This window comes from Streptomyces sp. NPDC101191 (assembly GCF_044767915.1).
Taxonomy (GTDB): Bacteria; Actinomycetota; Actinomycetes; order Streptomycetales; family Streptomycetaceae; genus Streptomyces.
The window spans coordinates 324,408-346,320 of record NZ_JBIWOU010000002.1; the positions used below are offsets into that span (position 1 = coordinate 324,408).

Sequence of the window (21,913 nt, forward strand, 5' to 3'; positions counted from 1 at the left end):
CCCACCGGCGCCTCCGGCAATGCACGCAGCGTGGTTCCCGTTCGACAGAGATGTTCGACAGGGCCGCGGCTACGCAGGACCACCCGGGCCGGCGATCTGCGCGGTGGCTGTTCCGGCCCGCGGGTCCGTGGTCAGCGCGGGCCGGAGAAAAAGCCGTTGAGCTCCGGAAAGGGGATGGCGTCGGCGAGGGCGTGGTAGGCGCCGGTGTCGTACAGCTGCTGTGCCGCCATGCGGGTCGCGGCGTACGCGGCCTGGGCGACGCCCGCGCCGAGACTGACCCGGGCGACGCCGAGGGCGCCCAGCGCGGCGACGTCCGGTGCGCCGGGGACGGCCATGATGTTGAGCGGTACGGCGACGCCCGCGGCCAGCTCCGCGATGGTGGCGGCGTCGACGACGCCGGGGACGAAGATGCCGTCGGCGCCCGCGTCCACGTACCCGCGCGCCCGCTCGAGGGTGTCCTTCAGGCGGGTGGCGGGGTCGCCGAGACCGAACAGGTACGTGTCGATGCGGGCGTTGAGGAAGAGGGACGCGCCGGCTCGTTCCGCGGCGGCCCGGGCCGCGGTCAGTCGCGCCCCGAGTTCGGCCGGCGGGCGGGTGCCGTCCTCGATGTTGATGCCTACGGCGCCTGCTGCCAGCACCCGTTCGACGGTGTCGCCGACGCCCGCCGCGTCCTGCGCGTACCCGCCCTCGATGTCGGCGCTGACCGGCACGCCGACCGCGGCGACGATGCGGCCGACCAGGTCCACCACTCGCTCGCGAGTCAGGGTGTCCCCGTCGGGGCGGCCGAGCGACCAGGAGATGCCGGCGCTGGTGGTGGCGATGGCGGGCGCCCCGGCGGCCTCGATGACGCGGGCACTCGCCACGTCCCAGGCGTTGGCGAGCGCGAGGGGACGCGCGGGGCTGTGGAGGGAGCGGAAGAGTACGGCCCGGTCCGTGTGCGTGACGGTCATGCGGACAGCCAACCAGTGCGCCGAGGCCCCTGTCCGGCAGGAATCCGACACCGTGGTCACCCGGTAGCCGTCCCCCGGCGACCTGTTCGCGGAGTGGTCGGTACGCGGTGTCAACCGGTGGGCGGGCCCGGCCCGCGGTGTCCACCGGTGGGCGGGCACGGCTGCAGGCGGGTCCGGCCCGGGCAGTGGACCCGTGGCCGCTTCAGGGTGCTCGGTCCTGGGCGGCGACGGCCCTGACTACCGCCCGAGGGGTTCCACCGGCTGGCGCAGGACGGTCTTGAGTTTCTCGGGGGCCGTCTTGCGAGGGTCGCCGAGGTAGATCTCGTGGTGCACGCCCGCTTCCGTCAGGCCGTTGGCCGCGAGATAGGTGTGGTGGAGCTCGTGCAGCACGGGTGCCTCGTCGTCGTACGAGCCGATGTGGAGCACTTGGGCGCTGGTGCCTTCGTTGAGGGTGAGGTGCCGCAGCCGGGAGATCGCGGCAAGCTTCTTCTTGGCCAGCGCGGTCTGCTTGGCGTCCTCGATCATCTCCCGGGTGATCCACGGGGGCATGGAGATGAGCATGGTCCAGTTCCAGGTGTCCTTGGCGCGGGTCGTGAACGCCTCGGGCCGGTCGGCCCACCACAGACCCTCCAGCGGAGCCACGACGAAGTCGCCTCCCTCCGTTCGCTTGCCGGCGAACTTCAGGGTGTAGGCGACCGCGTACAGCGCCTCGACCGCGCTCGTATAGGCGGGTGCGGTGTTCGGGTTTCCCGTGCCGTCGATGGCGATGAACTGCTGCTCGGGAACGTCCACTACCGCCCACGAGGTGTTCTTGGGCGCGTAGAGCGCTTTCTGCTCGCGCTTGACGTCGTACGGCGCCATGGATGTCCCTCTTCCTTGAGGTCGCGTGTCGCCCAGTGATGCTCGGTAGCGGGCCAGCCAGGCCTGTTCGGCCGACAGCTGGCTGAGGGTGTAGTCGAAGATCGCGTGCACGAACCCGGGGGCCCGCTCCTCCCGGGACGCTGCCTCGCGGACACGCTCCATGCGCTCCGCGACGGCGTGGGTTCGCTGATCGAGGGCGGCGAGCAGGCGCTCGTGGTCGACGGCCGGCTGGTTGGCCAGACCGACCAGCACGCGCGGGAAGAGCGGGTGCAGGTCCGCGATCGCCTCCTCGGCCGCCGCCGCGCAGGCCTGCCGTCCTTCGGGCGTCGCGGCGTAGACCTTGCGCGCCTTGGCGCTCCCCGACCGCGAGGCCTCGGTCTGGGTGATCAGGCCCCGCTCCCGGAGCTTCGTCAGCAGGTAGTAGATCGAGCTGAAGCCGATCTCCGTCCACTCGCGCATTCCCCGCTCGGAGATCACCGCCTCCAGCTCGTATCCGTGCCGGGGTTGTTCCACGAGCAGGCCGAGCAGCGTCAGTTCGGCAGCGGACAGGCCGGGGTTCATGCCGCCTATCCTAGCGCTGGAATAGGCGTCTCCGGGGGACTCCCGTGAAGCGCTCGGCGCGAGGTCGGGCCCATCGAGGCCGTGTGGGATTCGGCCGGGCCGGCCGGCGTCTCGCGGCTCGACCCGACGCGCGTCACCGCGAATCTGCGTGGGGGTCCGATCGAACCGGGCCGTACGGTCCGGCCCTTCAGCCGCGCGTCACCGCGAGACGCCGGCCCTGATCAGCCGCGCGTCACCGCGAGATGCTGGCTCCGATGCCGTCGAGCAGGAAGTCGAGGCCGATCCGGAAGGTCTCGTCGGCGTCCAGGTGGGCGGCATCCCGCACCACGGTGGCCAGCGCGGGGAATCGGCCGGTGGCGAAGGTCCGCTCCAGATAGGGACCGAGCGAGGCCTGCCAGTGCCTCTGGTCCATCCCCGAGGCCCGCTCGGCACGCCGTTCGGCGATCTCCCGGCGCACCGCGCCGATCACGTACGCGTCGACCGCGCCGACCACCGGCATCACGGCGTCGACATCGACGGCGCCCAGCGCGGCCACCACGGCCTCTCCCCTGGCCAGCGCGTGCGGCCCGAGTTGCGGGCGCCCGCCCAGCAGGTCGGAGAGCCATTCGTGCTCGTGAGCGGCCTGCCGGGTGGTTTCGGCGAGCGACCGCAGTACCTCTCGCCAGTCGTCTCCGACGGGCCGGATCTCGGCGTGGATCGCATCGACCATCAGGTCGAGCAACTCCTCCTTGCTCGCGATGTAGCCGTACAACCGCATCGGCCCGACGCCCAGCACGGCGGCGACCTTGCGCAGCGACACCGCCTCCAGACCGTCCGCGTCGGCCAGTCGGATCGCCGCGCGCACGATCCGGTCCCGGCTCAACGAGGCCGGCACCGGTCGACTCGGCGGCTCCGGCCGCTCCCATACCAACATGCCGCTCACAGTACATCGCATGGGGCGATACAGTGTATCGACTCATACGGCGTATCGAGGGGGAGACACCCATGACCATCGCCATCGCCATCGTCGGAGCCGGCCTCGGCGGCCTGGCTCTCGCCCGCGTGCTGCACCTGAACGGCATCGACGCCGTCGTGTACGAACGCGAATCGTCACGCGCCGCGCGCGGCCAGGGCGGGATGCTCGACATCCACTCCGGCCAGCGGGCGCTGCGCGTGGCCGGCCTGATGGAGCAATTCCACGAGATCGCCCGGGGCGAGGGCCAGGACATGCGCCTTCTCCAGGCGGACGGCACCTTGCTGCTCCAGGAGGACACCCCCGACGACGCCCCGCTCGCGCGCCCCGAGGTCGACCGCGCCGATCTGCGCAACCTGCTGCTGGACTCCCTCCCCGAGGACATGATGCGCTGGGGGCACGCGTTCACGTCCGCCGACAACGGCGTGCTGCACTTCGCCGGCGGCCACAGCGCGACATACGACCTGCTGGTCGGCGCGGACGGCGCACAGTCCCGCGTCCGCCCCCTCCTCACCGACGCACGTCCCGCGCACACAGGCCAGAACGTCGTCGAGGTCGGCATCCCCGACATCGACCGCACGTACCCCGACCTCGCGGCGATGGTCGGACGGGGTACCTACTGGGTGCTCGGCGACGGAATGTCCCTGGCGGCCCAGCGCAACGGAGACGGACGGGTCCGCATCGGCATCAGCTTCTACAACACCACCGAGGACTGGTTCGCCACCAGTGGGATCCCGTTCGACGACCCGGCCGCCGCCCGGGCCCGCCTGATCGAGCTGCTCCCCGGCTGGGACGCCCGGTTCACCGCGCTCATCGCGGCCTGCGACGACACGGTCGTACCCCGGTCGATCACCACCCTTCCGGCCGGCCTGACGTGGCCGTCCGCGCCGGACGTCACGCTGCTCGGCGATGCCGCGCACCTGATGCCGCCCGTGGGAGAGGGCGCCAACATGGCGCTGCTCGACGGCGCCCGGCTCGGGCTCGCGCTGGCCGCGAACCGGGACGACTTCCCGGCCGCCGTCAAGGAATACGAAGGCGAGATGTTCGAACGCACCGCCGCTGCCGCCCGGATGTCCGCGGACATGCAGGAACTGCTGATGTCGCCGGACGCCGCCCAGAGGCTGCTGGCGTTCTTCCAACCCGGCTGACGCCGTTCCGGGGCAGCGCCCGAGCCCCACCCCCCAGGCTCGATGGCCGACCGCTCGCAGACGACAGTGCCATCCTTACGAGGCGGAGGACGTGCTTCGAGTGATCCGCCCTCACACACCTGTCCGGAACCGCGCGGCCCTACACTTCCGGACGTGACCACTGTTGCGCTGGCCATCACCGACGGCATGTTGCACTTCGAACTGTCCCTGGCGATGGAGGTCTTCGGCTCCGACCTGACCCACCTCGTGAACCCCTGGTACGACTTCGCGCTCTGCGGGCCGAGCGCCGTCCAGGTCGGGCGCTTCCGGTTGGAGCCCGACCACGGTCTCGAGCACCTGACCCAAGCCGACACGGTGATCGTGCCCGGTTGGGCCGACGTCGACCAGGAACCGCCGGCGGAACTGGTCGACGCCGTGCGCCAGGCCCACGAGGCGGGTGCCCGCGTGGCCTCCCTGTGCACGGGGGCCTTCGTGCTCGCCGCCGCCGGTCTGCTGGACGGCAGACTCGCGACCACGCACTGGGCACACACCCAGGAGCTGGCCAGACGCCATCCCCGGGTCACGGTGGACCCGGACGTCCTCTACGTGGACAACGGCGGCGTGCTCACCTCTGCGGGCAAAGCCGCCGCCATGGACCTGTGCCTGCACCTGGTGCGTCTCGACCACGGCTCGGCCGTCGCCAACACCGTCGCCCGGCGCCTGGTCGTCCCGCCGCACCGCGACGGCGGCCAGGCGCAGTTCGTGACCACCCCGGTGCCCGCCCCCGGCAACCACCCGCTGGCCGGCCTCTTCCCCTGGGCGCTGCAGCGCCTCGACCAGCCGCTCACCGTGGAGGACCTGGCCCGCCAGGCTCGGATGAGCTCGCGCCATCTGGGCCGCCACTTCAAATCGGTGACCGGCACCACCCCCTTGCAGTGGCTGCTCGCCCAACGCATCCGCCACGCACAGGAACTGCTGGAGACCACCGAGGACACCGTCGACACCATCGCGACGGCCACCGGCATGGGCACCGCCACCACGCTCCGCCGCCACTTCGCCCGGACGGTCGGCGTCCCCCCGGACACCTACCGCCGCACCTTCCGCACCCGGACCCGCCCCGGCCCGCTCAACGGCGAGCGCCACCCGTAGCCCCTCGAACCCGGCCGCCGTGAACCGGCCCCGCGGACCCGGCCGCCGTGGACCCGCCCGTACGTGAACCGCTCCGACAGCCGCGGGGCAGGGCTGCGGCGGACGCAGAGGGCCGCCGCGCACGGGGCACGCGGCGGACGAGGCACAGTCGGCCTTGTTACCTTCACGGGATGAACGACTGGGACGGGGACGGCGTACGCGCGCGGATACGGGAGATGGCAGCGCAGGACCCCGGGCGGGAGCGCTTCGGGGCGGACACGCACCGATACGAGATCTCGCCTCCCCTGCCGGAGGCGGAGATCCGCGCCTTCGAGGGAGCCCACGGCATCGATCTGCCGGAGGAGTACCGGTCGTTCGTGGCAGAGGTGGGCGACGGCCCCGCCGGCCCCGGCCATGGACTGATGCCGTTGACCGCCGCCCGCCCCGAGGCCGACGAGGAGTGGGCCGTGGACGCCGAGTGGAGGGAGGACCGCCTGCCGGGCCGACTGGCGGAGCCTTTCACGCTCACCGAACCTCTGCCCGGCCGGATCGGCCGACGTGCCGACGTACTGACCCCGGGCACGCTCATGCTCGCCGAACGGGGCTGCGGCAGCTTCCTCCGGCTCGTCCTGAACGGCGCGCGAGCCGGGCAGGTCTGGGAGCTCGATCCGGACTGGGGCGGCTTCGTGCCGGTCAGCCCGGGCTTTCGTACCTGGTACACCGAGTGGCTGGAGAGCCCCTTGAAGACGCGTCACACCGCCGGGGCCACCGGGTGACCTCGGCCGCAACCTGCTTCAGCGGGCGAACACCAGCGCCCCGGCGAGGAATCCCGAACCGATGAGCACGAAGAGCCCGCCGAGCGCGACGGCGAGCCACCACATCGTGGCCTTCTCGGTCGGCAGCGTCCAGTGCGAGGGCTTGGCCGGGTCGTATCGGACTTCGACCCTGGTGCCGAGCGGGAGCGTCCTGTTCAAGGGGCGAGCGATGTCCGTCCTGGTCTCCATGGCCTGGCCGTCGGCCGTGGCCCAGGCTATGACCGGGTAGTAGACAGTGGTGCCGGAGCTGCGGATGGTGATCGTGTGGTCCGAGCCGTGGCCCTCCAGCTTCGTCGGCTCGAGACGGACCACCATGCCCTCAGCGCTCTTCCCTTGGCGGATCAGCCGTCGGATCTGCCGGATTCTGTGGTGAGCCGCCGCGGCGACGAGGGCGCCCGCCGGGGTGAAGGCCGACGCGAGCAGCCACAGGACCGTCGAAGGGGACATACAGACTTCTCGATTCAGCCGCTCAGCGTGACGGCAGGAGGAAGGGGGTTGATATCGCTCGGACTTGACGCCCGAGCTGTCGTCGACACGGAACGGAGGATGCGATCAGTGGCCGGAGCTGGGGGCAGGAAGGGGGTTGGTCGTGTCGAAGTAGACCAGGTCCTCGCTCTCGTCGAGGAAGAACGTGCCGGCATACGCCCCACCCGTCACCTCGCGATCGAAGGACTCGCTCCGGACCCAGTGGGCGCCCTTGGGCAGGTACGGCACGAGCGGTTCCGGCGGCGGGCTCGGCGTCGTGGGACGGAATCCCTCCCGCGGTGCCCCCGCGACGGCCTTGACGCCACCCGCTCTCAGCCTGGCGAACCCGACCACACGGACATCGGTGGGGCCGGGAACGGAGCCTCTCGAGTCGGTGCCCAGGACCATGCCGAGCCAATGCGCGTCGGAAAGGCGGCCGAGAGCGGCGAAACGGCGTTCCAGTGGTTCGGAGTCCGTACGGACCGTGGTCTCGTCCGAGCTCTCCGACGGCGATGTACACGCCGCGAGTACGGTCGCCAAGCCGAGCGCGAGCGCGCCCCGCCGCCCGAAGTCCCCCACGCCGTCGCCCATGTGCCCCCGCCCCGCAAACCCCAGAACAAAACCCTGTGATCGTAGCGGCCCGCTCCATGCCGCTCCCCGTCGCTCGCACGGAAGGAGCGGAGCCTCCGCCGCTCGGGGGGATGGACAGCGGAGGCTCCATGGACACTTCTGCCGGGGGCGCGATCCGGATGCGGCTCGATGGAACGAGACGGGGAATTCACTCCTCCGTGGATCGCCTCCTCAGGGACCCTGTCTCCTCGCAGCGGCGATCGGCGCGATCACGTGCTCCTCCACCGCCCGTGCGGGGTCCAGGCCGGGCGGCATCCGCGGCGGGCTGCCCGTCACCGCACGGTCGGCGAACCCACCGTCGAGGTGCGGCATGCGCACGTCCACCACGGAGACGCCGCGATCGCGCCGTTCTCGTCGGACCACGTCCAGCCAGGCCGCGAGCGCGGTCTTCGCCGCCGTGTAGTCGGCCGTTCGGCGCAGCGGCCTGTCGACGACGAGTCCGGTGACGACCACGACGGCGCCCGCCGGTTCCAGGACCGGCAGGGCGCCGCGTACGACGGCCATGGGTGCGAGGGCGTTGACGGTCATGAGGTGCTCCGCCGCGGCCTCCGACACCTCCTCGGCCCGGCCGAAGCCGGCGACTCCGATGGCGACGACCATCGTGTCGAGTCCCCCGAGGGCGGCCGCGGCCCACGGCGCAAGCGCGGCGCAACCGTCGAGGTCGTACGCGTCGAAGGGGCGGTACGGGCGGTTTCCCAGCAGCCCCGACCGCTCCGCGAGCAGCTGCGTGTCACGGCCGGCCAGCGCCACGGAGGCACCTGCCCGAACGAGCATCTGCGCTGCGAGACCACCGATCATGCCGGTCGCGCCCACGACGAGCGTCCTGTCTCCGGGCATCTCGGGAACCTCCTGGGGAGCCGGGACGGGTGATCCGGGCTCAGTCGCCGTGGCCCGGGCCGCCGCTGCCGAATCCGCCACTGGAGATGCCGCGCCACTTGCGCTTCTCCTCACTCTGCGGTTCGGGGTCGGCCTCGCCCGAGCTCTTGAGGTTGTAGGGCATGAGCCGGTGCTCGCCGTCCGTCTCCGGCATCTCGGAGGGCTTTCGGTACTCGGACACCTCGCCGGGCAGCTGGTCGGTTTCGGGGCGGTAAGGCTGTGACTCCGGCTCCGGCGGCGGGAGCTCTCGGTTCTTGACCCGGATGCCCAGCGCGAAGGCACCGATCAGAACCGCGACCACGAGCAGCCCGCCGAGCACCTGGGCCAGTCCGGACTGCCAGACGCCGGCCGCGAGTACCTGCTCCTCCAGAATGTGCCTGTGCATGGACGTACCTCGCTCGTCTCTCCCAGTGGGCCGAAACCTCGAGTCGGGGTTCGGCAACGTCAACTGTCTTTCTGTGCGTGTCCGGCGGGCGGATGCACGGGAACGGAGCGCCCCGCCCGGGGGTGCCAGGAGCCGCGCACGGCCGGGCGACGCCCCCACGACCACGCCCCGTCGGGTGAGCCGTATCGGACCACGGGCCTCGGCGAAAACCCGTTGGCCGACCACGGTGACCCTTGCTAGCCTCCGGGAGGCCGTGTGAGAGAACGAGGAGGTGGTACCCGTGAACGCTGTATCGACATGGGTGCTCCCCTCCGGGGTCACGGTCGGGCGATAAGGTCGTCCGGGAGCGCCGTTCACGAGCACTCCCGAAAGGCACGACCATGCACTTCATTTCTGAAGAGCGCCTCGACGACGGCGTCCTCGAGCGCCGGTTCACCCTCGGCGAGATCCCCGGCACCCTGTGGACCACGCCCGCATCCGCACCGGCCCCGCTGATCCTGATGGCCCACAACAACGGCCTGCCCATGGCGGATCCCCGGCTGGTGGCCCGGGCCCGGTACACCGCGGCGCGCGGCTACGCGGTCGCCACCATCGACGCCGCCGGTTGCGGTGAACGGCCCCGTTCCGCCGCCGACGAGCAGGCCCGCGCCGACCTCCGCCGCGCGATGCAGGCCGGCGAGCCGGTCGACGAGATCTTCGAGTCCTTCGTCGGCCCGCTGGTCGAGAACGCGGTCCCGGAATGGCAGACGACGCTGGACGCCCTGCTCGAGCTGCCCGAGATCGGCGGCCCCGTCGGGTACTCGGGCGGGTGGACCGCCCTCGGTATCCGGCTGGCGGTGGCCGAGCCGCGCATCGCGGCCGCGGGCTTCTTCGCGGGCGGGTTCGTGCCCCGCGCCCAGCGCGAGGAGGCCCGTCAGGTCACCATCCCCTTGCTGTTCCTGTTGCAGTGGGACGACGAAGGGAACCCGCGGCAACGGGCCCTGGACCTGTTCGACTCCTTCGGCAGCAAGGAGAAGACCCTGCACGCCAACCTGGGCGGGCACACCGGCACCCCGTACTTCGAGCTGGAGGACGGGTGCCGGTTCCTGGACAGACATCTGAAGTGACGCCGGGACGACCGGCAAACGGTTAGCCGGGCGGGCGGGCGGCGTGTCGGCCGGAGCACCGCCGTCGAGGACAGGTCCTGAGCCTCCTCGACGGCGGTGGCATGCAGAGGTCCGAGGGGCCGTGCGGCGGGGCCGCGGGCGGCCGAGCCTCACCACCCCCCGCCTCGACGGCGCTCACGCGGTGCTTCAAAGACCTGCGATGCGGAAGGCGAAGAAGAGCGCGACGATCACGGCACCGGCGACGATGAGGGAAACCCACATCCCGGGGTGGTCCCAGATGCCGCCGTCCGGCCTTTCGGGGTGCGCCGACGAAGTGGAGCCCTCCACAGGCGGTGTTTCCTCGGGCGGTACGCGCCTGTCGGCCATGACGCCTCCTCGGACCGTGGGCTGCATGTGCTGGGCGTTCTCGCTCAAACGTCTCTCGTGGTCGACAGGGGTGCCACCTGCAGCGTTGGTGCAGCGAAACCTTGTCGCGCACCGCCCGGCCGCCCGGCCGCGCCGCCACGGCGACCTCCCCCGGCCTCGCCGGAGCAAGCCACCCGAGGCCCGGGATCCCAGCCTTGGCAGGGGGTGCACGCTTGTTTACCCTAGGGGTGAACAGATGTGCACCCCTGCCCTCCCCCTGCCCTCCCCCCTGCTCTCGCATCGCCTCTGGAGCACGATGACCTCCGCGACATCCGCGCCCGGTACACCGCCCGGCCCCGCCCGTTCCCGGCTCGTGGTCCCCGTCCTCGCCTTCTGCGGCATGGTCGTCGCCGTCATGCAGACCCTCGTCGTGCCGCTCCTGCCGCACGTGCCGGAGCTGACCGGGGCGAGCGCGGGCGCCGCGGGCTGGCTCGTGACCGTCACCCTCCTCACCGGCGCGGTGTTCACACCGGTACTCGGCCGGGTCGGCGACATGTACGGCAAGCGTCGGGTCCTGCTCGCCTCGCTCGGGGTGCTCACCCTCGGCTCCGTACTGTGTGCGGTCAGCTCCGACATCGGCGTGCTGATCGCCGGACGGGCCCTGCAGGGTGCGGCTCTCGCGGTGATCCCGCTCGGCATCAGCATCCTCCGCGACGAACTCCCGGCCGAGCGCGTACTGCCGTCGATCGCGCTCATGAGTTCCACCCTCGGCATCGGCGCGGCGATCGGACTGCCCCTGGCCGCCGTCGTGACGGAGAACTTCGACTGGCACACCATGTTCTGGGCCTCCGCCGCACTCGGCCTGCTCGACCTGCTGCTCGTGCTGTGGATCGTGCCGGAGTCGCCCGTGCGCTCCAAGGGACGCTTCGATGCGCTGGGCACGCTGGGCCTCGCCGGACTGCTGGTCGGCGTGCTCCTGGCGATCACGCAGGGCTCGGGCTGGGGCTGGACCTCCGGGCTGACGCTCGGCCTGCTCGGCGCCTCGGTCGCCGTGGGCCTGCTCTGGGGCCGGTACGAGCTGCGCACCCCCTCCCCGATCATGGACCTGCGGGTGTCCGCGCGGCCCGCCGTGCTGCTCACCAACATCGCGGCGCTGCTCATCGGCTTCTCGTTCTACGCCAACTCCCTGGTCACCGCGCAGCTCGTGCAGGAGCCCACGAGCACCGGCTACGGCCTCGGCGCGTCCATCGTCGTCAGCGGACTCTGCCTGCTGCCCGGCGGACTCGCGATGGTGGCCCTGTCGCCCCTCTCGGCGCGGATCTCCGCCGCGTACGGGCCCCGCACCGCGCTCGCCGGGGCGGCCGTCGTCATGACCCTGGGCTATGTGGTGCGCTTCTTCACGAGCCACAGCCTCTGGCTGATCGTCGCCGGTGCCACCGTCGTGTCCTGCGGCACCGCCATCGCCTACTCCGCGCTGCCCGCCCTCGTCATGCGGGCCGTGCCGGTGAGCGAGACCGGGTCGGCCAACGGCCTCAACACCCTGATGCGTTCCGTGGGCCAGGCCTGCTGCAGCGCCGTGGTCGCCGCCGTACTGGCCCGCGTCACCTTCGTGGCGGACGGCCACACCGCGCCGACGCTCCACGCCTACCTGCTGATCTTCCTGATCGCGGCCGGAGCGGCCCTCGCCGCCCTCGTCGCGTCCCTCCTCCTGCCGTCCGACCGCCCGAGCCGGGACAGCGCGCGCGACGGCGACCGTGCGGGCGGTACGGTCACGGTGTCACCACCCACCAGCGCCGCCCGAGGGAACGCATGAGCACCGCCGACGAACCCACCGCCCGGGCCGAGGACGGCGCGGATCGACCTGTCCACGGGGAGGCCTTCCACGCCAGGACGACCGCCGGTGAGCCGGGTGCGGAGACCGGGCGCGAGGCCATCATCCGCGCCGCACGGCGGGCGTTCACGCTCAAGCCCTACGCCGAGGTCACCATGCGCGGCATCGCCGCGGCCGCCGGAGTGAGCCCGTCCCTGATCGTCAAGCGGTTCGGCAGCAAGGAAGCGCTGTTCAACACGGTGGTCGACTTCCGCCCGGCCGCCGCCGAGCTCTTCGCCGCCCCGCTCCCCGGCCTCGGCCGGCACCTCGTGCTGACCATGGTCGACCTCCGTGACCGGCTCCGTGGCGACCCGCTGCTGCGCGTCGTCTTCTCCCTCGGCATCGAGGACGAGCGCACCCAGCTGCGTTCCCGCTTCCGTGAGCAGGTCACCGACCGGCTCACGGGCATCCTCACCGGCCCCGACGCCGGTCTGCGCGCCGAACTCGTCGCCGGCCAACTCCTGGGCCTGGGTGCCACCCTGAGTCTCCATCGCCCCGACGGCGCCACCGCCCACGCCACCGCCGAACGGCTCGCGGACCTCTACGCCCCCGGCATCCAGCACCTCGTCGACGGCAGCTGAGGCACCCGGCGCAGGCGCTTCCCCGGCTCGCGGCGCCGACTTCGGGCGGTCACCGCGGCCCCGGGCGTCAGGCGCGTCCCTCGCCGACGGGTGCTTCGGCGTCTGCGGCGGTCCCGGTGCCGGCGCCGGTACGGATGTCGGTAGCGGTTGCGGTAGCGGTAGCGGTAGTGCCGGTTTCCTCGGCGAGGCGTGCCAGGTCCGTCGTCAGCGAGGCCAGCCAGGACACGGTCGCGTAGTACGCGCGCGGTGCGTCCGGCGGGTCGGCCGCCATGGTGGCGGAGGCCGTCGGCGCGTGGAGCGGCGCCGGCGTCTCCGTGGTGTCCCCCGTGGGGTCCATCCGCGCGGAGGTCAGCAGCATGCCCGCCGCTACCCGGTCGCCGGTGCGGATGAGGGATTCCGAGGCGTCCGGCCCCAGCGGTGGCACCACGACCGGCTCGGGCGGGACGAGGAGCCGGTCGGCGCCCCACAGCGTGTGGTGCCCGGCGATCAGCGCGGCCTGCCAGTCCCGGCGGGCGGGCGGTGGCGTGCGCCGCCCCTGGGGTTCGCTCTGGTACTGCGCGTACGCCGACTCCGCCAGGACCAGGGCGTGTTGCAGCGAGCGGTGCCCCGGCGCCGTGAGGACGGGCACGCGCCGCCCGCCCGCGGCGATCTGCGCCGTGGTGGCCACCACGATCTCCGCGGCGATCCTCAGCAGCACCGCCACGGAGCGCCGTAGCTCGTCATGGGCGCCCCTCGGCCAGGCCAGCAGTCCGAAGACGGCGCCGATCGCGCTGCCGGTCAGCACGTCGAGGAGCCGGAACTCGGCGAGCTGCCAGGTGGCCGGTGCCAGTTGTGCGAAGACCAGGGCGACCACCACGGTGAACAGCGCCTGCGCCCATCCGACGCCCTTCACCGGCCCCACGGTGAAGGTGACCAGCATCAGTGGCGGCAGAGCCACCGCGTACACCTCGATGTCGGTGCCGACCAGGGCCAGCAGCGTCGCAGCGACCAACGCACCGACGAGGGTGCCGGTCAGCGCCTTCCGTTCCGTCGTCCGGGTCTCCCGCACCGTCGTGCGCGTGAGTGTCAGGGTGGCCAGCAGCACCCAGAACCCGTGCGGGAGCGTGTCGATGCCCGCGATCAGCCGGGCCGCCGCCAGGGCGAGACTGATCCGTACGGCGTTCTGGAAGAACACCGACCGGCCGCCCGCGTGGCCTGACAGGCGCCGCCACCACAGTCGGGGGGCCCGTTGCCTCGCGTACCAGAAGCGCCCGGGCGCCGGTGCGTCGGCCGCCCGGCCCCGTACGGCGATGTCGGCCGCGGTGGACATCGCGAGCGCCGCGTCCGCCACCTCGAGGAGTGCCGCGTTACGGCGCAGCTCGGCGGGAGAGCCGTCCTCGCCCTCCGCCAGTGCCTGACGCGCCTGCTCCAGGGCGGCATGCGCCCGTCCGTCGGGCGCTCGGCCCCGCAACCGTTCGGCGGCCTCCCGCGCCGCCTCCGCGACCGCCCGCAGCGGGTCCGGGCCCCTCCCCTCCGTGCTCTCCGCCGCCCCGGCCGTGCCTCCGGCCGCCGTGGCTGCCCCCTCCGCGTCTGCGTCGGCTCTCCCCGCGCCGGCGCCGGCGTGCGGCGCCACGTCCGGAGGAGGCGGCAGCGCGGTCAGCCGGCCGAGCAGGGTGCGGGTCGCCAGGCCGGTGTGGGCCAGTGCCCTCTGCCGTAGCCCCGCTCCGGCCGGCCGTTCCGCCTCGGGCACCTGGGAGGAACGAAGCCCGTCGCTCAGGGCCCGGGCGGTGCGCAGCGTGTCTTCCGGAAGCGTGTACGGAGCGGAGCGCAGCCGGTCCGCGCAGCGGACCGCGGCCTCGACGGCCCGCGCGGCGCGGTCGCGGTAGGACGGGGCCCCCGGCTCGGGCAGCAGCGTCATCTCCGCGATGATCAGCAGCGCGAGCCCGAAGGTCGCCCCCGCCAGCCTTTCGCCCAGTGAACCGGGGTCGTATGGGGGGAACGACGGCAGGATGTACATGAGCTGAAGCCCCGTGGCCGCGCCCGCGAAGCGCGGGCCGCCGACGGCCGTGAACGCCAGCGCGAACCCGACGACCAGCATCCCGAGAACCGCGCTCCAGGTCCGCACGGACAGGTAGGTGCCGAGCGTGATCAGGACCCAGCACACCGGCACCGTGCACAGCAGCAGCGTGGCCCGCTGACGCCCGGAGCCGGGGAGGTGGGACAGCCCGGCCATCGCGATCGCGCCGAACAGCGCGTACGTCGCGCCGACCGCCAGGTCGAATCCGTAGAGCAGCACGTAGAACCCGGCCCCGGCGGCGATCGTGACGCGCAGCGCCCTGCGCGCCGCCGCCCGGTAGGCGGGCGACGGAGGTCGTGGGAACGCGCCACCCATGCCCCCAGCATCACCCGCCCGGCCGCACCCGGCACGACGGGGACCGCCCCGCGGGGTGACGGGGCGCGGTGCGCCGCGCCACACAGCGGGACGAAGGCTGCGCCGGCGCGGGCCTCGTCCTCGACCTGACGGAATGCGGCGCGGGGGTAGCCCACCGCTCCGGGCCGGGGGCAGGCTGGTGCGCATGAACGAGTTGCGCGGTGCGGGCGTCGTCCTGCGTCCTTCCGGTCCCGGTGACGTCCCCGCCCTGGCCGCCATCCGGGCCACTCCCGAGGTCCGGGCGAGGTGGCGCGGCGGTGCGGACCTGACGGCGGAGGTGTCCTCCGACCTGGAAGACCCGGCCACCCATTGCCTCACGGTCCTCCACCACGACCGGATCGTCGGAATGATCCAGTGGTACGCGGAGGAAGAGCCGGACTACCGGCACGCCGGGATCGACCTGTTCCTCGACCCCTCGGTGCACGGCAAGGGTCTCGGCACCGACGCCGTCCGCACCCTCGCCCGCCATCTGGTCGACGACGTCGGCCACCACCGGCTCGTCATCGACCCGGCGGCCGACAACGCCGCGGCGATCCGCTGCTACGAGAAGGTGGGCTTCCGGCCCGTCGGTGTGATGCGACGGTACGAGCGGGGCGCGGACGGCAGCTGGCACGACGGACTGCTCATGGATCTGCTGGCTTCCGAGCTGGTGCGGTGATCCCGGCTCGTCCGGCTCACGGCCGGGCGGCGTCCGGGACCCGGCGGCGCCACCACCGGCGGCGGGTCCGTGGGTGGACGGCCCGGCCGAGGCGCCGGCCGACGAGGAGGTAGCCGAGCAGCGCGCCCGTGGTGTTGAGCAGGACGTCGTCGATGTCGAAGGCCCGTCCCGTGACGAGTGCGCCCTGGACCAGCTCCACGAGCAGCATGGTGCAGACGGTGACGAGCGCCACCCGGAGGAAGCCCCGGGTCTTGCGGGACAGCAGCGGCAGCAGCAGGCCGAAGGGCACACCGAGGGCCACGTTGCCGCCGAGCTGCTTGACGGTCTCCACGAAGGCCGGCTGCTGGAGGTACGCCTGGATGGACCGGCCCGGTGTCAGGTTGTTGTGGGTGAGGGGGACGGACGCGGGTGACTCCCCCAGGGTGAGCTTCGCCAGCACCGCGGCGAAGGCGACCATGCCCGCCAGGCCGAGCAGGGCGACCAGCACCCGCACCACCCGGCCGGGCCCGGTACGGGCAGGTCCCCGCCGCCCGGTCTCCGCAACCGTCGGCTCCGCCGCGGCCGGCTCCTTCGCGATGCGCCTGCCGGAATCCGGCTTCCTGACGAGCAGTTTCCCGGCGACCAGACGTCTGATGAGCAGTCGTCCGGCCAAGGGCTTCGCGGCGCCCGCCCGCGGCGTGCTCCGCTTCGCCCCGGCCCGCGCCGGGCGGGACGGGGCCGCCTCCTCGGTGGTCTTGCGCGTCCCCGTCGTGGCCGGTCTCCGCGTGGTTCTCCAGCCGATCATGAGCCCACTCCCCCATCTCTGGTCCGATGGTCAACGGGGCCCGCGTACCCGGACCGGGCCGTCGTATGCCGGGGACGCCCTCGGGTCCGCGGCCGCACGACGGCAAGGGCGACCGACCGACGACCGCTGCCGCTGCGCGGGAGGGCCAGGCATGAGTCGCGGTGCGCCGGGAACCAGGCGCCCATGGGAGAAGACACCGCGAACAGACGCTCGTTCCCCGAGAGACGCCCGGAGCGCTCCGGGCGGAGGTGGCCCCTCGGCGCCGTCGTGCTGCTCGTCCTCGCCGTGGCCCTGATGGTGGTGGGCCAGTTCCTGCGGCTGCCGGGGCTGGACGTGTTCGGGACCGACGCGAAGGACCGCTCCGGACCCGCCGTCCTGAAGTCCGTCCAGGACATGAACCGTTACGAGGGTGCGGCCGGGACCTACCAGGTCGTGGTCGACCTGGAGCAGGACGCCCGGTTCCTGCCGGACGCCATCCGCGGGACCCGCACGCTCTACGTGGCGACCGGCAGCGTCACCGCGTACGTGGAACTCGGCGGTGTCGGGAAGGACGCCGTCACCGTCGACGCGAACCGGACCACGGCGACCCTGCGTCTGCCGCACGCCCGGCTGGCCTCGCCCGCGCTCGATCCCGAGCGCTCCTACGCCGTCTCCAAGCAACGCGGGCTGCTGGACCGGCTGGGCGACCTGTTCTCGGACAACCCGGCGAGCGAACGGGCGGTCAACGTCCTCGCCGCCCGGCACATCGGCGATGCCGCCCGGGAGTCGGACCTGACGTCCCGGGCCGAACGCAACACGACCGCCATGCTCCAGGGTCTGCTGCGGGCGCTCGGGTTCGAGCAGGTGACGGTCACTTACGTCTGAGCGAGGAGCGGGTCGCTGCCTCTCGCCTCGCTCCGTGGGGAGTCGACACACCACGGATCCGGGCCGCCGGGAAGCGCGGACGTCAGGGGCGCGGCAGGCGGGGGCTGTCCGCGTCGTCGCCAGGGGTGGGGCCGTCGGGGCCGGCCGCCTCGGTCCGTTCCGTGAGGTGCTCGTACGTGCCGGTGAGGAGGAGCAGCCGGTCGAGGACGGGCGGCCTGTGCTCCAGGTGCAGCCGTACTCCGGCCGCGGTGGAGTACCGGTGGAGGGCCAGCAGGGCGGACAGGCCCATCGAGTCGCACAGGGTCAACCGAGCGCAGTCGAGGCGTATGTCCCCGGGGTCCGGGGCCGCGGAGAGGTGCGCGCGGGCGACGTCCAGCAGTTCGTCGGTGGCGTCCCAGGCGAGGTCGCCGGCGAGTTCCGCGTACAGGACGCCGTCCGCACCGGTGGTGGCCTTGAGCTCGAAGGTGTTGTGGGAGAACGTCGTCATGCGTGGGTTCCGGGGTCGGGCTGACGGGGGACACGGGTGAGGGCTCGGCGTCCGGCGGCGAGGTGGGCCCGGGCGCGGGGGAAGTCGCGCTGCGCGTCGGCGAGGAGGTCGAGCGCGGCCAGCAGGGCCCCGGTGGGGACCCCGCGTGCTTGGAGGATTCCGGCCGTCCAGGTGAGGAAGCCGGTGAACAGTTCGGCGTCGTCGGTGTAGAGGGAGGCGGCGAGGAAGTCGACGATGTGGGCGATGTCCTCGGCGGTCCGCTCCCGTTGCCGTTCGGTGTACGCGGACATCGCGGGGACCCTGTCCTCCAGCCCCGTGAGGACGTCGTGGGTCAGCTGGACCCGGGTGCGGGCGACGAGGGTGTACTCCTGGTCGAGCAGGTGGGGCAGGTGGGGCAGGTCGTGGTGCGGGGCGGGGAGCGGTTCTTCCGGCCGTCGCAGGCCGCCGGCCAGGAGGGTGGCGGCGGCGCGGGCGTCGGGCGCCCACCCGTCGGCTCCGAGCAGGCGGGCGTATCTGCCGTCGGGGCCGAAGGCGGCTCCGCCGACGAGTACGGGCAGCCCGACGGCCTGGACGGCCGTGATGGCGGCGTGCGCCGACGGGAGGCGGACGGGCAGGGACGAGGAGAGCGCGACGACGTCCGTGCCGGTCTGGTGCAGGTGCGCGATCAGGTGCGGAGTGGGCACCTGGGCGCCGAGGTAGTCGACATCGAATCCGCGCCCGCGCAGGACCTCGGCGAGGAGGCGGGCGGGCAGGGCGTGCCATTCTCCGTCGACGCAGGCGATGGTGACGCGGTGCACAGGCGCCCCGTCCCGCCGCCGGACCGCCCGGCCGACGGCGGGACGGGGCGCGGTGCGGTGGGCGAGGGCGGCGATGACGCGGTCCTGGATGGCCGTCACGGCGTGTTCCTGGGCGACGCTGAGCCGGCCGGCGGCCCATTCCCGGCCGACGCGGGCCTGCACGGGGCCGATGACGTCGAGCAGGACGTCCTCCAGGGGGGTCCCCGTGTCGCAGGCGTCGAAGACCGCCGCGGCGGCCTCCTCCTCGTCCCTCGCCGCGAGGGCCGCCCACAGTCGCTCGCGGATGCCGGCGAGGCCGGTGGACGGGTTCGTGATGTGCGTGGTGGTCATGCGGTGTACCTGCCCCGGGTGTGGCCGTTCACCGCGGTGAGATGGGTGGTGTGCGGTGCGGTGATCGCGACGACGGCCATGTCGTCGTGCGGACCGCTGCCCACCCAGTTGCCGGCGAGCATCTGCATGCGCTCGACGATGGCCTCGGCCGGGAGTCCGACGCATTCGGCCAGGGCGGTCCGCAGCCTGTCCTCGCCGAACATGGACGAGCCGAGCGGTCCGCCGCGGGCCTCCGTGATCCCGTCCGTGTAGAGCAGGCACGTCTCCCCGGGCGCCAGATGGACGGTCGCGGAGCGCGAGGTGACCTCGGGGAGCGCGCCCACGAGCGTGCCGCGCGTGTCGGCCTCCTCGACCTCCCCCGTGGCGCGCAGGATCAGCGGCTCGGGGTGACCGGCGCTGGTGAGCCGCACCCGCACGCGCCCGCCCGAACGTCTCACGGACGCCAGGACGAGGGTGGCGAACCGGGTGTGACGGGTGGTCAGGAGGGCGCCGTTGAGCAGGGTCAGCACGTTCTGGTGGTCGCCCGCGAGGGGCAGCAGCGCCTGGAGGGTGCTGCGGATCCTGCCCGTCAGCACGGCGGCGTCCAGCCCCTTGCCGCACACGTCTCCCAGGACCGCGAGCGACTCCTGGTCGGCGTCGGCGCCGGCGTGGACGTCGTAGAAGTCGCCGCCGATCCGCTCCGTGTCCTGGGAGGTGCGGTACCCGCCGGCGAAGTCGACCCCGTGCACGTGGTGCAGTTGCGGCGGGAGGAGTTCGGCGATCAGCGCGCGGGTGACGCGTGCCTGCTCCGCGTACAGGCGGGCGGCCGAGAGGGCGGCTCCCGCGCGGGCGGCGAACAGCCGGGCGAAGAGTTCCTCCGAGGCGTCGAAGGCCGCTCGACCGGTGCGCCGCAGCAGGATCAGCACGCCCGCGGGCACGCCGTGGCCGGGCAGGGGGGTGATGGCGACGGACCCGGGGGGTGCCTCGAAGCCCTCGGGTACGGCCCAGTCCGGGAGTTCCGCCGGATCGATCCACCGGGCGGGCACGGGAGGAAAGCCCTGGAGGGCCTCGGCCAGGCCGGGCACCGCGGTGGGGTCCATCGCCACCTGGCGTCGGGTGATCCGCTCCCCCACCGCGGTGACCACGCAGTACCGGTTCCTCACCGGTGGCGCGATCACGAGCGCCGCGTCGGCGAGGTGGGCGCCGGCGAGCAGGGCCGCCTTCTCCAGGCACCGGTCCGGGTTGAGCGACGAGAGCAGTTGGGTGGAGGCCTCCGCCAGGAGCGCGGTGCGTTCCTGCTCGGTCCGCAGTGCTTCCTCGGCGGCGACCAGGTCCGAGTCGTCCACCAGCCACCACGCGACGTCGCCGTGTCCCGACAGAGTGGGATGGGCCTTCAGGAACCGGCCCTGGTGGCATCCCCGCAGAGCGGGGCTCCCCGCCCGGGCCGCGTTGTCGGTGGGCCGCGTCCGCGGCCGGCCGGGGTGCGCCAGACGCCGATGCGCGTCGGCCAGCCACCCGGGGACGACCTCGTCCAGCCACGAACCGACGCCCATTCCCGGGAACAGCCCGGCGGCTGCGTCGTTGAACTCCACGACCCCGCCCTCACGGTCGGCCACCACCGCGGGATGGGGCGAGCGGAGCCATGAGGTGCTGACGGCCGCGGGTGCGCCCGCCGACCGGCCGGACTCCTCTTCGAAAACAGTCATATGGGTGGCCCGCTGGTGGTGGCCCGCCGCCTTCCACTCTTCGACGCAGCTCCGACCACTCTTCCGCAGCGCACGCCACACATCAAGTGAACCCCCTCTTCCGGTACACGGCGGGCCGCTTCCAGGCCATACCCTCACGTTCCGGGCACACGGGCTTCACAAAAGGGCCCGGAAGGAGGTCGTTTCACCACGGGCGGCACCGCGGTCTTCGAACTCCCGACGGGGGGACGCGTTTCGGCGGCGCTTTCGCGGTCATGCGGGAGTCGATCTCGTGAGACCGAGGACAGGACGAAGACGTCGTCGTGAGCAGTGGCTCACGACCCGGTGCCGCGCGGTCCCGCTCCCGTCTTCCGGGGGACGGGGCCGCGCTTCGGTCGAGCCGTACACCAACCGGGGAAGGGGGCCGCATGGCGGCGAGCGGTGAGAGGGAGAGGGGCATACCCGGTGGACGTCCGGTGGCGCTCGGGCGGGACGTGGCGCTCGCCGTCGGGCTCGCGGCCGCGATCGTCGGGGGTGCGGCGCTGTTCCTCAGGACGGCGCGGGCCGCGGGCGTGCACACGCCCGTCGTGCTGGTCGTGCTGCTCCTGGTCCTCGGGGTGGGGGTGGCGATGGCGCGGTGGAGCATCGCACCCGTGCGCAGCAGGAGGGTGCGGCCCCCCGGCGAGGCCGGGGAGGGCGGGGACGGCCGGTGGTCCGCGCCGGTGGAGGGGGTGCCGGCCGAGGCGCCCGTCGTGGACGGTGAGGCGCTGGACCACTTCGGCGCCGACCCCGACGAGTTCGAGCACACCGTGGCGGCCCTGTGCGTCCGGGACGGCTGCTCGGCCGTGGAAGTGGTCGGCGGCGCGGGTGATCTGGGCGCCGACGTGCTCGCGACCACGGCCGACGGCCGGCGGGTCGTGCTGCAGTGCAAGCGGTACGCGCAGGACCACCGTGTCGGCTCGCCGGACCTCCAGCGCTTCGGCGGCACCTGCTACACCGTGCACCGTGCCGATGTGGCGATCCTCGTGACGACCAGTTCGTTCACCGATCCGGCGCTCGAGTACGCGGCCTCGTGCGGAATCCTCTGCGTGGACGGCACGGCACTGGACGCGTGGACCGCGTCGGCGTCGCCGGCCCCCTGGGACGCGCTTCCCCTGGAGCCGGACGCGGGGGCCGGGGGGGGGGGCGGGGCGCGGCGCGGGGGTGAGCGCCCGGATCACAACACACCCCCCCACCCCCCGCCGCCGGGGCACAACCCCCCAAAAAC

At 73.0% G+C, this 21,913-nt stretch carries 22 protein-coding genes; 9 read left to right on the forward strand and 13 right to left on the reverse strand.

The window, feature by feature from the left end; translation table 11 throughout:
• Nucleotides 1–131: 131 nt before the first annotated feature.
• The 3 genes from ACIRQF_RS08560 to ACIRQF_RS08570 all read right to left on the reverse strand — a co-directional run bounded on the left by ACIRQF_RS08560 (nucleotide 132) and on the right by ACIRQF_RS08570 (nucleotide 3,285).
• Nucleotides 132–950, reverse strand: a complete 819-nt coding sequence (locus tag ACIRQF_RS08560) for an isocitrate lyase/phosphoenolpyruvate mutase family protein (protein WP_404090061.1) — start codon at nucleotides 948–950, stop codon at nucleotides 132–134.
• A 237-nt stretch (nucleotides 951–1,187) separates the two neighbouring features.
• Nucleotides 1,188–2,372 (reverse strand): GyrI-like domain-containing protein, encoded by a 1,185-nt coding sequence (locus tag ACIRQF_RS08565; RefSeq protein ID WP_404090063.1) that lies wholly within the window; start codon nucleotides 2,370–2,372, stop codon nucleotides 1,188–1,190.
• A 232-nt stretch (nucleotides 2,373–2,604) separates the two neighbouring features.
• Nucleotides 2,605–3,285 (reverse strand): TetR/AcrR family transcriptional regulator, encoded by a 681-nt coding sequence (locus ACIRQF_RS08570; RefSeq protein ID WP_404090065.1) that lies wholly within the window; start codon nucleotides 3,283–3,285, stop codon nucleotides 2,605–2,607.
• Between the two features lie 77 nt (nucleotides 3,286–3,362).
• Between ACIRQF_RS08570 and ACIRQF_RS08575 the strand changes: the two genes are divergently transcribed.
• The 3 genes from ACIRQF_RS08575 (at nucleotide 3,363) to ACIRQF_RS08585 (ending at nucleotide 6,355) form a co-directional block, all read left to right on the forward strand.
• On the forward strand, nucleotides 3,363–4,472 hold the full coding sequence (locus ACIRQF_RS08575) for an FAD-dependent oxidoreductase (RefSeq protein WP_404091738.1): 1,110 nt from the start codon (nucleotides 3,363–3,365) through the stop codon (nucleotides 4,470–4,472).
• Nucleotides 4,473–4,625: 153 nt separating this feature from the next.
• A complete protein-coding gene (locus tag ACIRQF_RS08580; protein WP_404090067.1) occupies nucleotides 4,626–5,600 on the forward strand; it encodes a helix-turn-helix domain-containing protein in 975 nt (324 codons plus the stop codon).
• A 170-nt stretch (nucleotides 5,601–5,770) separates the two neighbouring features.
• Nucleotides 5,771–6,355, forward strand: coding sequence for an SMI1/KNR4 family protein (locus ACIRQF_RS08585; protein WP_404090069.1), 585 nt, complete (start codon nucleotides 5,771–5,773; stop codon nucleotides 6,353–6,355).
• Nucleotides 6,356–6,373: 18 nt separating this feature from the next.
• Here ACIRQF_RS08585 and ACIRQF_RS08590 read toward each other — a convergent pair whose 3' ends face one another.
• From ACIRQF_RS08590 to ACIRQF_RS08605, 4 genes are all read right to left on the reverse strand, one after another.
• Nucleotides 6,374–6,841 carry a DUF3592 domain-containing protein gene (locus ACIRQF_RS08590; RefSeq protein WP_404090071.1) on the reverse strand — a complete coding sequence of 156 codons (468 nt, stop codon included), beginning with the start codon at nucleotides 6,839–6,841 and terminating at the stop codon, nucleotides 6,374–6,376.
• A gap of 105 nt (nucleotides 6,842–6,946) precedes the next feature.
• Entirely contained in the window at nucleotides 6,947–7,450 is a 504-nt protein-coding gene (locus ACIRQF_RS08595; protein WP_404090073.1) for a hypothetical protein, read from the reverse strand.
• A gap of 210 nt (nucleotides 7,451–7,660) precedes the next feature.
• The gene (locus tag ACIRQF_RS08600) at nucleotides 7,661–8,326 is read right to left on the reverse strand and encodes an SDR family NAD(P)-dependent oxidoreductase (protein WP_404090075.1); all 666 of its coding nucleotides are present in this window, start codon (nucleotides 8,324–8,326) and stop codon (nucleotides 7,661–7,663) included.
• 40 nt (nucleotides 8,327–8,366) lie between these two features.
• A complete protein-coding gene (locus ACIRQF_RS08605) occupies nucleotides 8,367–8,750 on the reverse strand; it encodes a DUF6479 family protein (protein WP_376634388.1) in 384 nt (127 codons plus the stop codon).
• Between the two features lie 380 nt (nucleotides 8,751–9,130).
• On the opposite strand from ACIRQF_RS08605, the gene ACIRQF_RS08610 reads away from it, so the two are divergent.
• Nucleotides 9,131–9,856 carry an alpha/beta hydrolase gene (locus tag ACIRQF_RS08610; protein WP_404090077.1) on the forward strand — a complete coding sequence of 242 codons (726 nt, stop codon included), beginning with the start codon at nucleotides 9,131–9,133 and terminating at the stop codon, nucleotides 9,854–9,856.
• Between the two features lie 186 nt (nucleotides 9,857–10,042).
• On the opposite strand, the gene ACIRQF_RS08615 is transcribed toward ACIRQF_RS08610, so the two are convergent.
• Entirely contained in the window at nucleotides 10,043–10,222 is a 180-nt protein-coding gene (locus ACIRQF_RS08615; protein ID WP_404090079.1) for a DUF6480 family protein, read from the reverse strand.
• A gap of 295 nt (nucleotides 10,223–10,517) precedes the next feature.
• Between ACIRQF_RS08615 and ACIRQF_RS08620 the strand changes: the two genes are divergently transcribed.
• Both ACIRQF_RS08620 and ACIRQF_RS08625 read left to right on the forward strand, forming a co-directional pair.
• Nucleotides 10,518–12,014 carry an MFS transporter gene (locus ACIRQF_RS08620; RefSeq protein WP_382486192.1) on the forward strand — a complete coding sequence of 499 codons (1,497 nt, stop codon included), beginning with the start codon at nucleotides 10,518–10,520 and terminating at the stop codon, nucleotides 12,012–12,014.
• Entirely contained in the window at nucleotides 12,011–12,652 is a 642-nt protein-coding gene (locus tag ACIRQF_RS08625) for a TetR family transcriptional regulator (protein WP_404090081.1), read from the forward strand. Before ACIRQF_RS08620 ends, ACIRQF_RS08625 begins: the two co-directional genes overlap by 4 nt.
• A 67-nt stretch (nucleotides 12,653–12,719) precedes the next feature.
• Here ACIRQF_RS08625 and ACIRQF_RS08630 read toward each other — a convergent pair whose 3' ends face one another.
• Nucleotides 12,720–15,023, reverse strand: coding sequence for an FUSC family protein (locus ACIRQF_RS08630; protein ID WP_404090083.1), 2,304 nt, complete (start codon nucleotides 15,021–15,023; stop codon nucleotides 12,720–12,722).
• Between the two features lie 184 nt (nucleotides 15,024–15,207).
• On the opposite strand from ACIRQF_RS08630, the gene ACIRQF_RS08635 reads away from it, so the two are divergent.
• Entirely contained in the window at nucleotides 15,208–15,720 is a 513-nt protein-coding gene (locus tag ACIRQF_RS08635; protein ID WP_376634377.1) for a GNAT family N-acetyltransferase, read from the forward strand.
• A 16-nt stretch (nucleotides 15,721–15,736) separates the two neighbouring features.
• Here the strand turns inward: ACIRQF_RS08635 and ACIRQF_RS08640 are convergent, their stop codons facing one another.
• On the reverse strand, nucleotides 15,737–16,504 hold the full coding sequence (locus ACIRQF_RS08640; protein WP_404090085.1) for a VanZ family protein: 768 nt from the start codon (nucleotides 16,502–16,504) through the stop codon (nucleotides 15,737–15,739).
• 183 nt (nucleotides 16,505–16,687) lie between these two features.
• Between ACIRQF_RS08640 and ACIRQF_RS08645 the strand changes: the two genes are divergently transcribed.
• On the forward strand, nucleotides 16,688–17,368 hold the full coding sequence (locus ACIRQF_RS08645) for a DUF4230 domain-containing protein (protein WP_404090087.1): 681 nt from the start codon (nucleotides 16,688–16,690) through the stop codon (nucleotides 17,366–17,368).
• Nucleotides 17,369–17,450: 82 nt separating this feature from the next.
• On the opposite strand, the gene ACIRQF_RS08650 is transcribed toward ACIRQF_RS08645, so the two are convergent.
• The 3 genes from ACIRQF_RS08650 to ACIRQF_RS08660 are packed head-to-tail and all read right to left on the reverse strand — an operon-like array spanning nucleotide 17,451 to nucleotide 20,667.
• The gene (locus tag ACIRQF_RS08650) at nucleotides 17,451–17,855 is read right to left on the reverse strand and encodes an STAS domain-containing protein (RefSeq protein ID WP_404090089.1); all 405 of its coding nucleotides are present in this window, start codon (nucleotides 17,853–17,855) and stop codon (nucleotides 17,451–17,453) included.
• A complete protein-coding gene (locus ACIRQF_RS08655; RefSeq protein WP_404090091.1) occupies nucleotides 17,852–18,982 on the reverse strand; it encodes a B12-binding domain-containing protein in 1,131 nt (376 codons plus the stop codon). Before ACIRQF_RS08655 ends, ACIRQF_RS08650 begins: the two co-directional genes overlap by 4 nt.
• On the reverse strand, nucleotides 18,979–20,667 hold the full coding sequence (locus ACIRQF_RS08660; RefSeq protein WP_389751915.1) for a PP2C family protein-serine/threonine phosphatase: 1,689 nt from the start codon (nucleotides 20,665–20,667) through the stop codon (nucleotides 18,979–18,981). The genes ACIRQF_RS08655 and ACIRQF_RS08660 overlap by 4 nt, the downstream gene beginning before the upstream one ends.
• 407 nt (nucleotides 20,668–21,074) lie before the next feature.
• Here ACIRQF_RS08660 and ACIRQF_RS08665 point away from each other — a divergent pair.
• A partial coding sequence (locus ACIRQF_RS08665) for a restriction endonuclease (RefSeq protein ID WP_404090093.1) occupies nucleotides 21,075–21,913 on the forward strand: 839 nt, incomplete at its 3' end.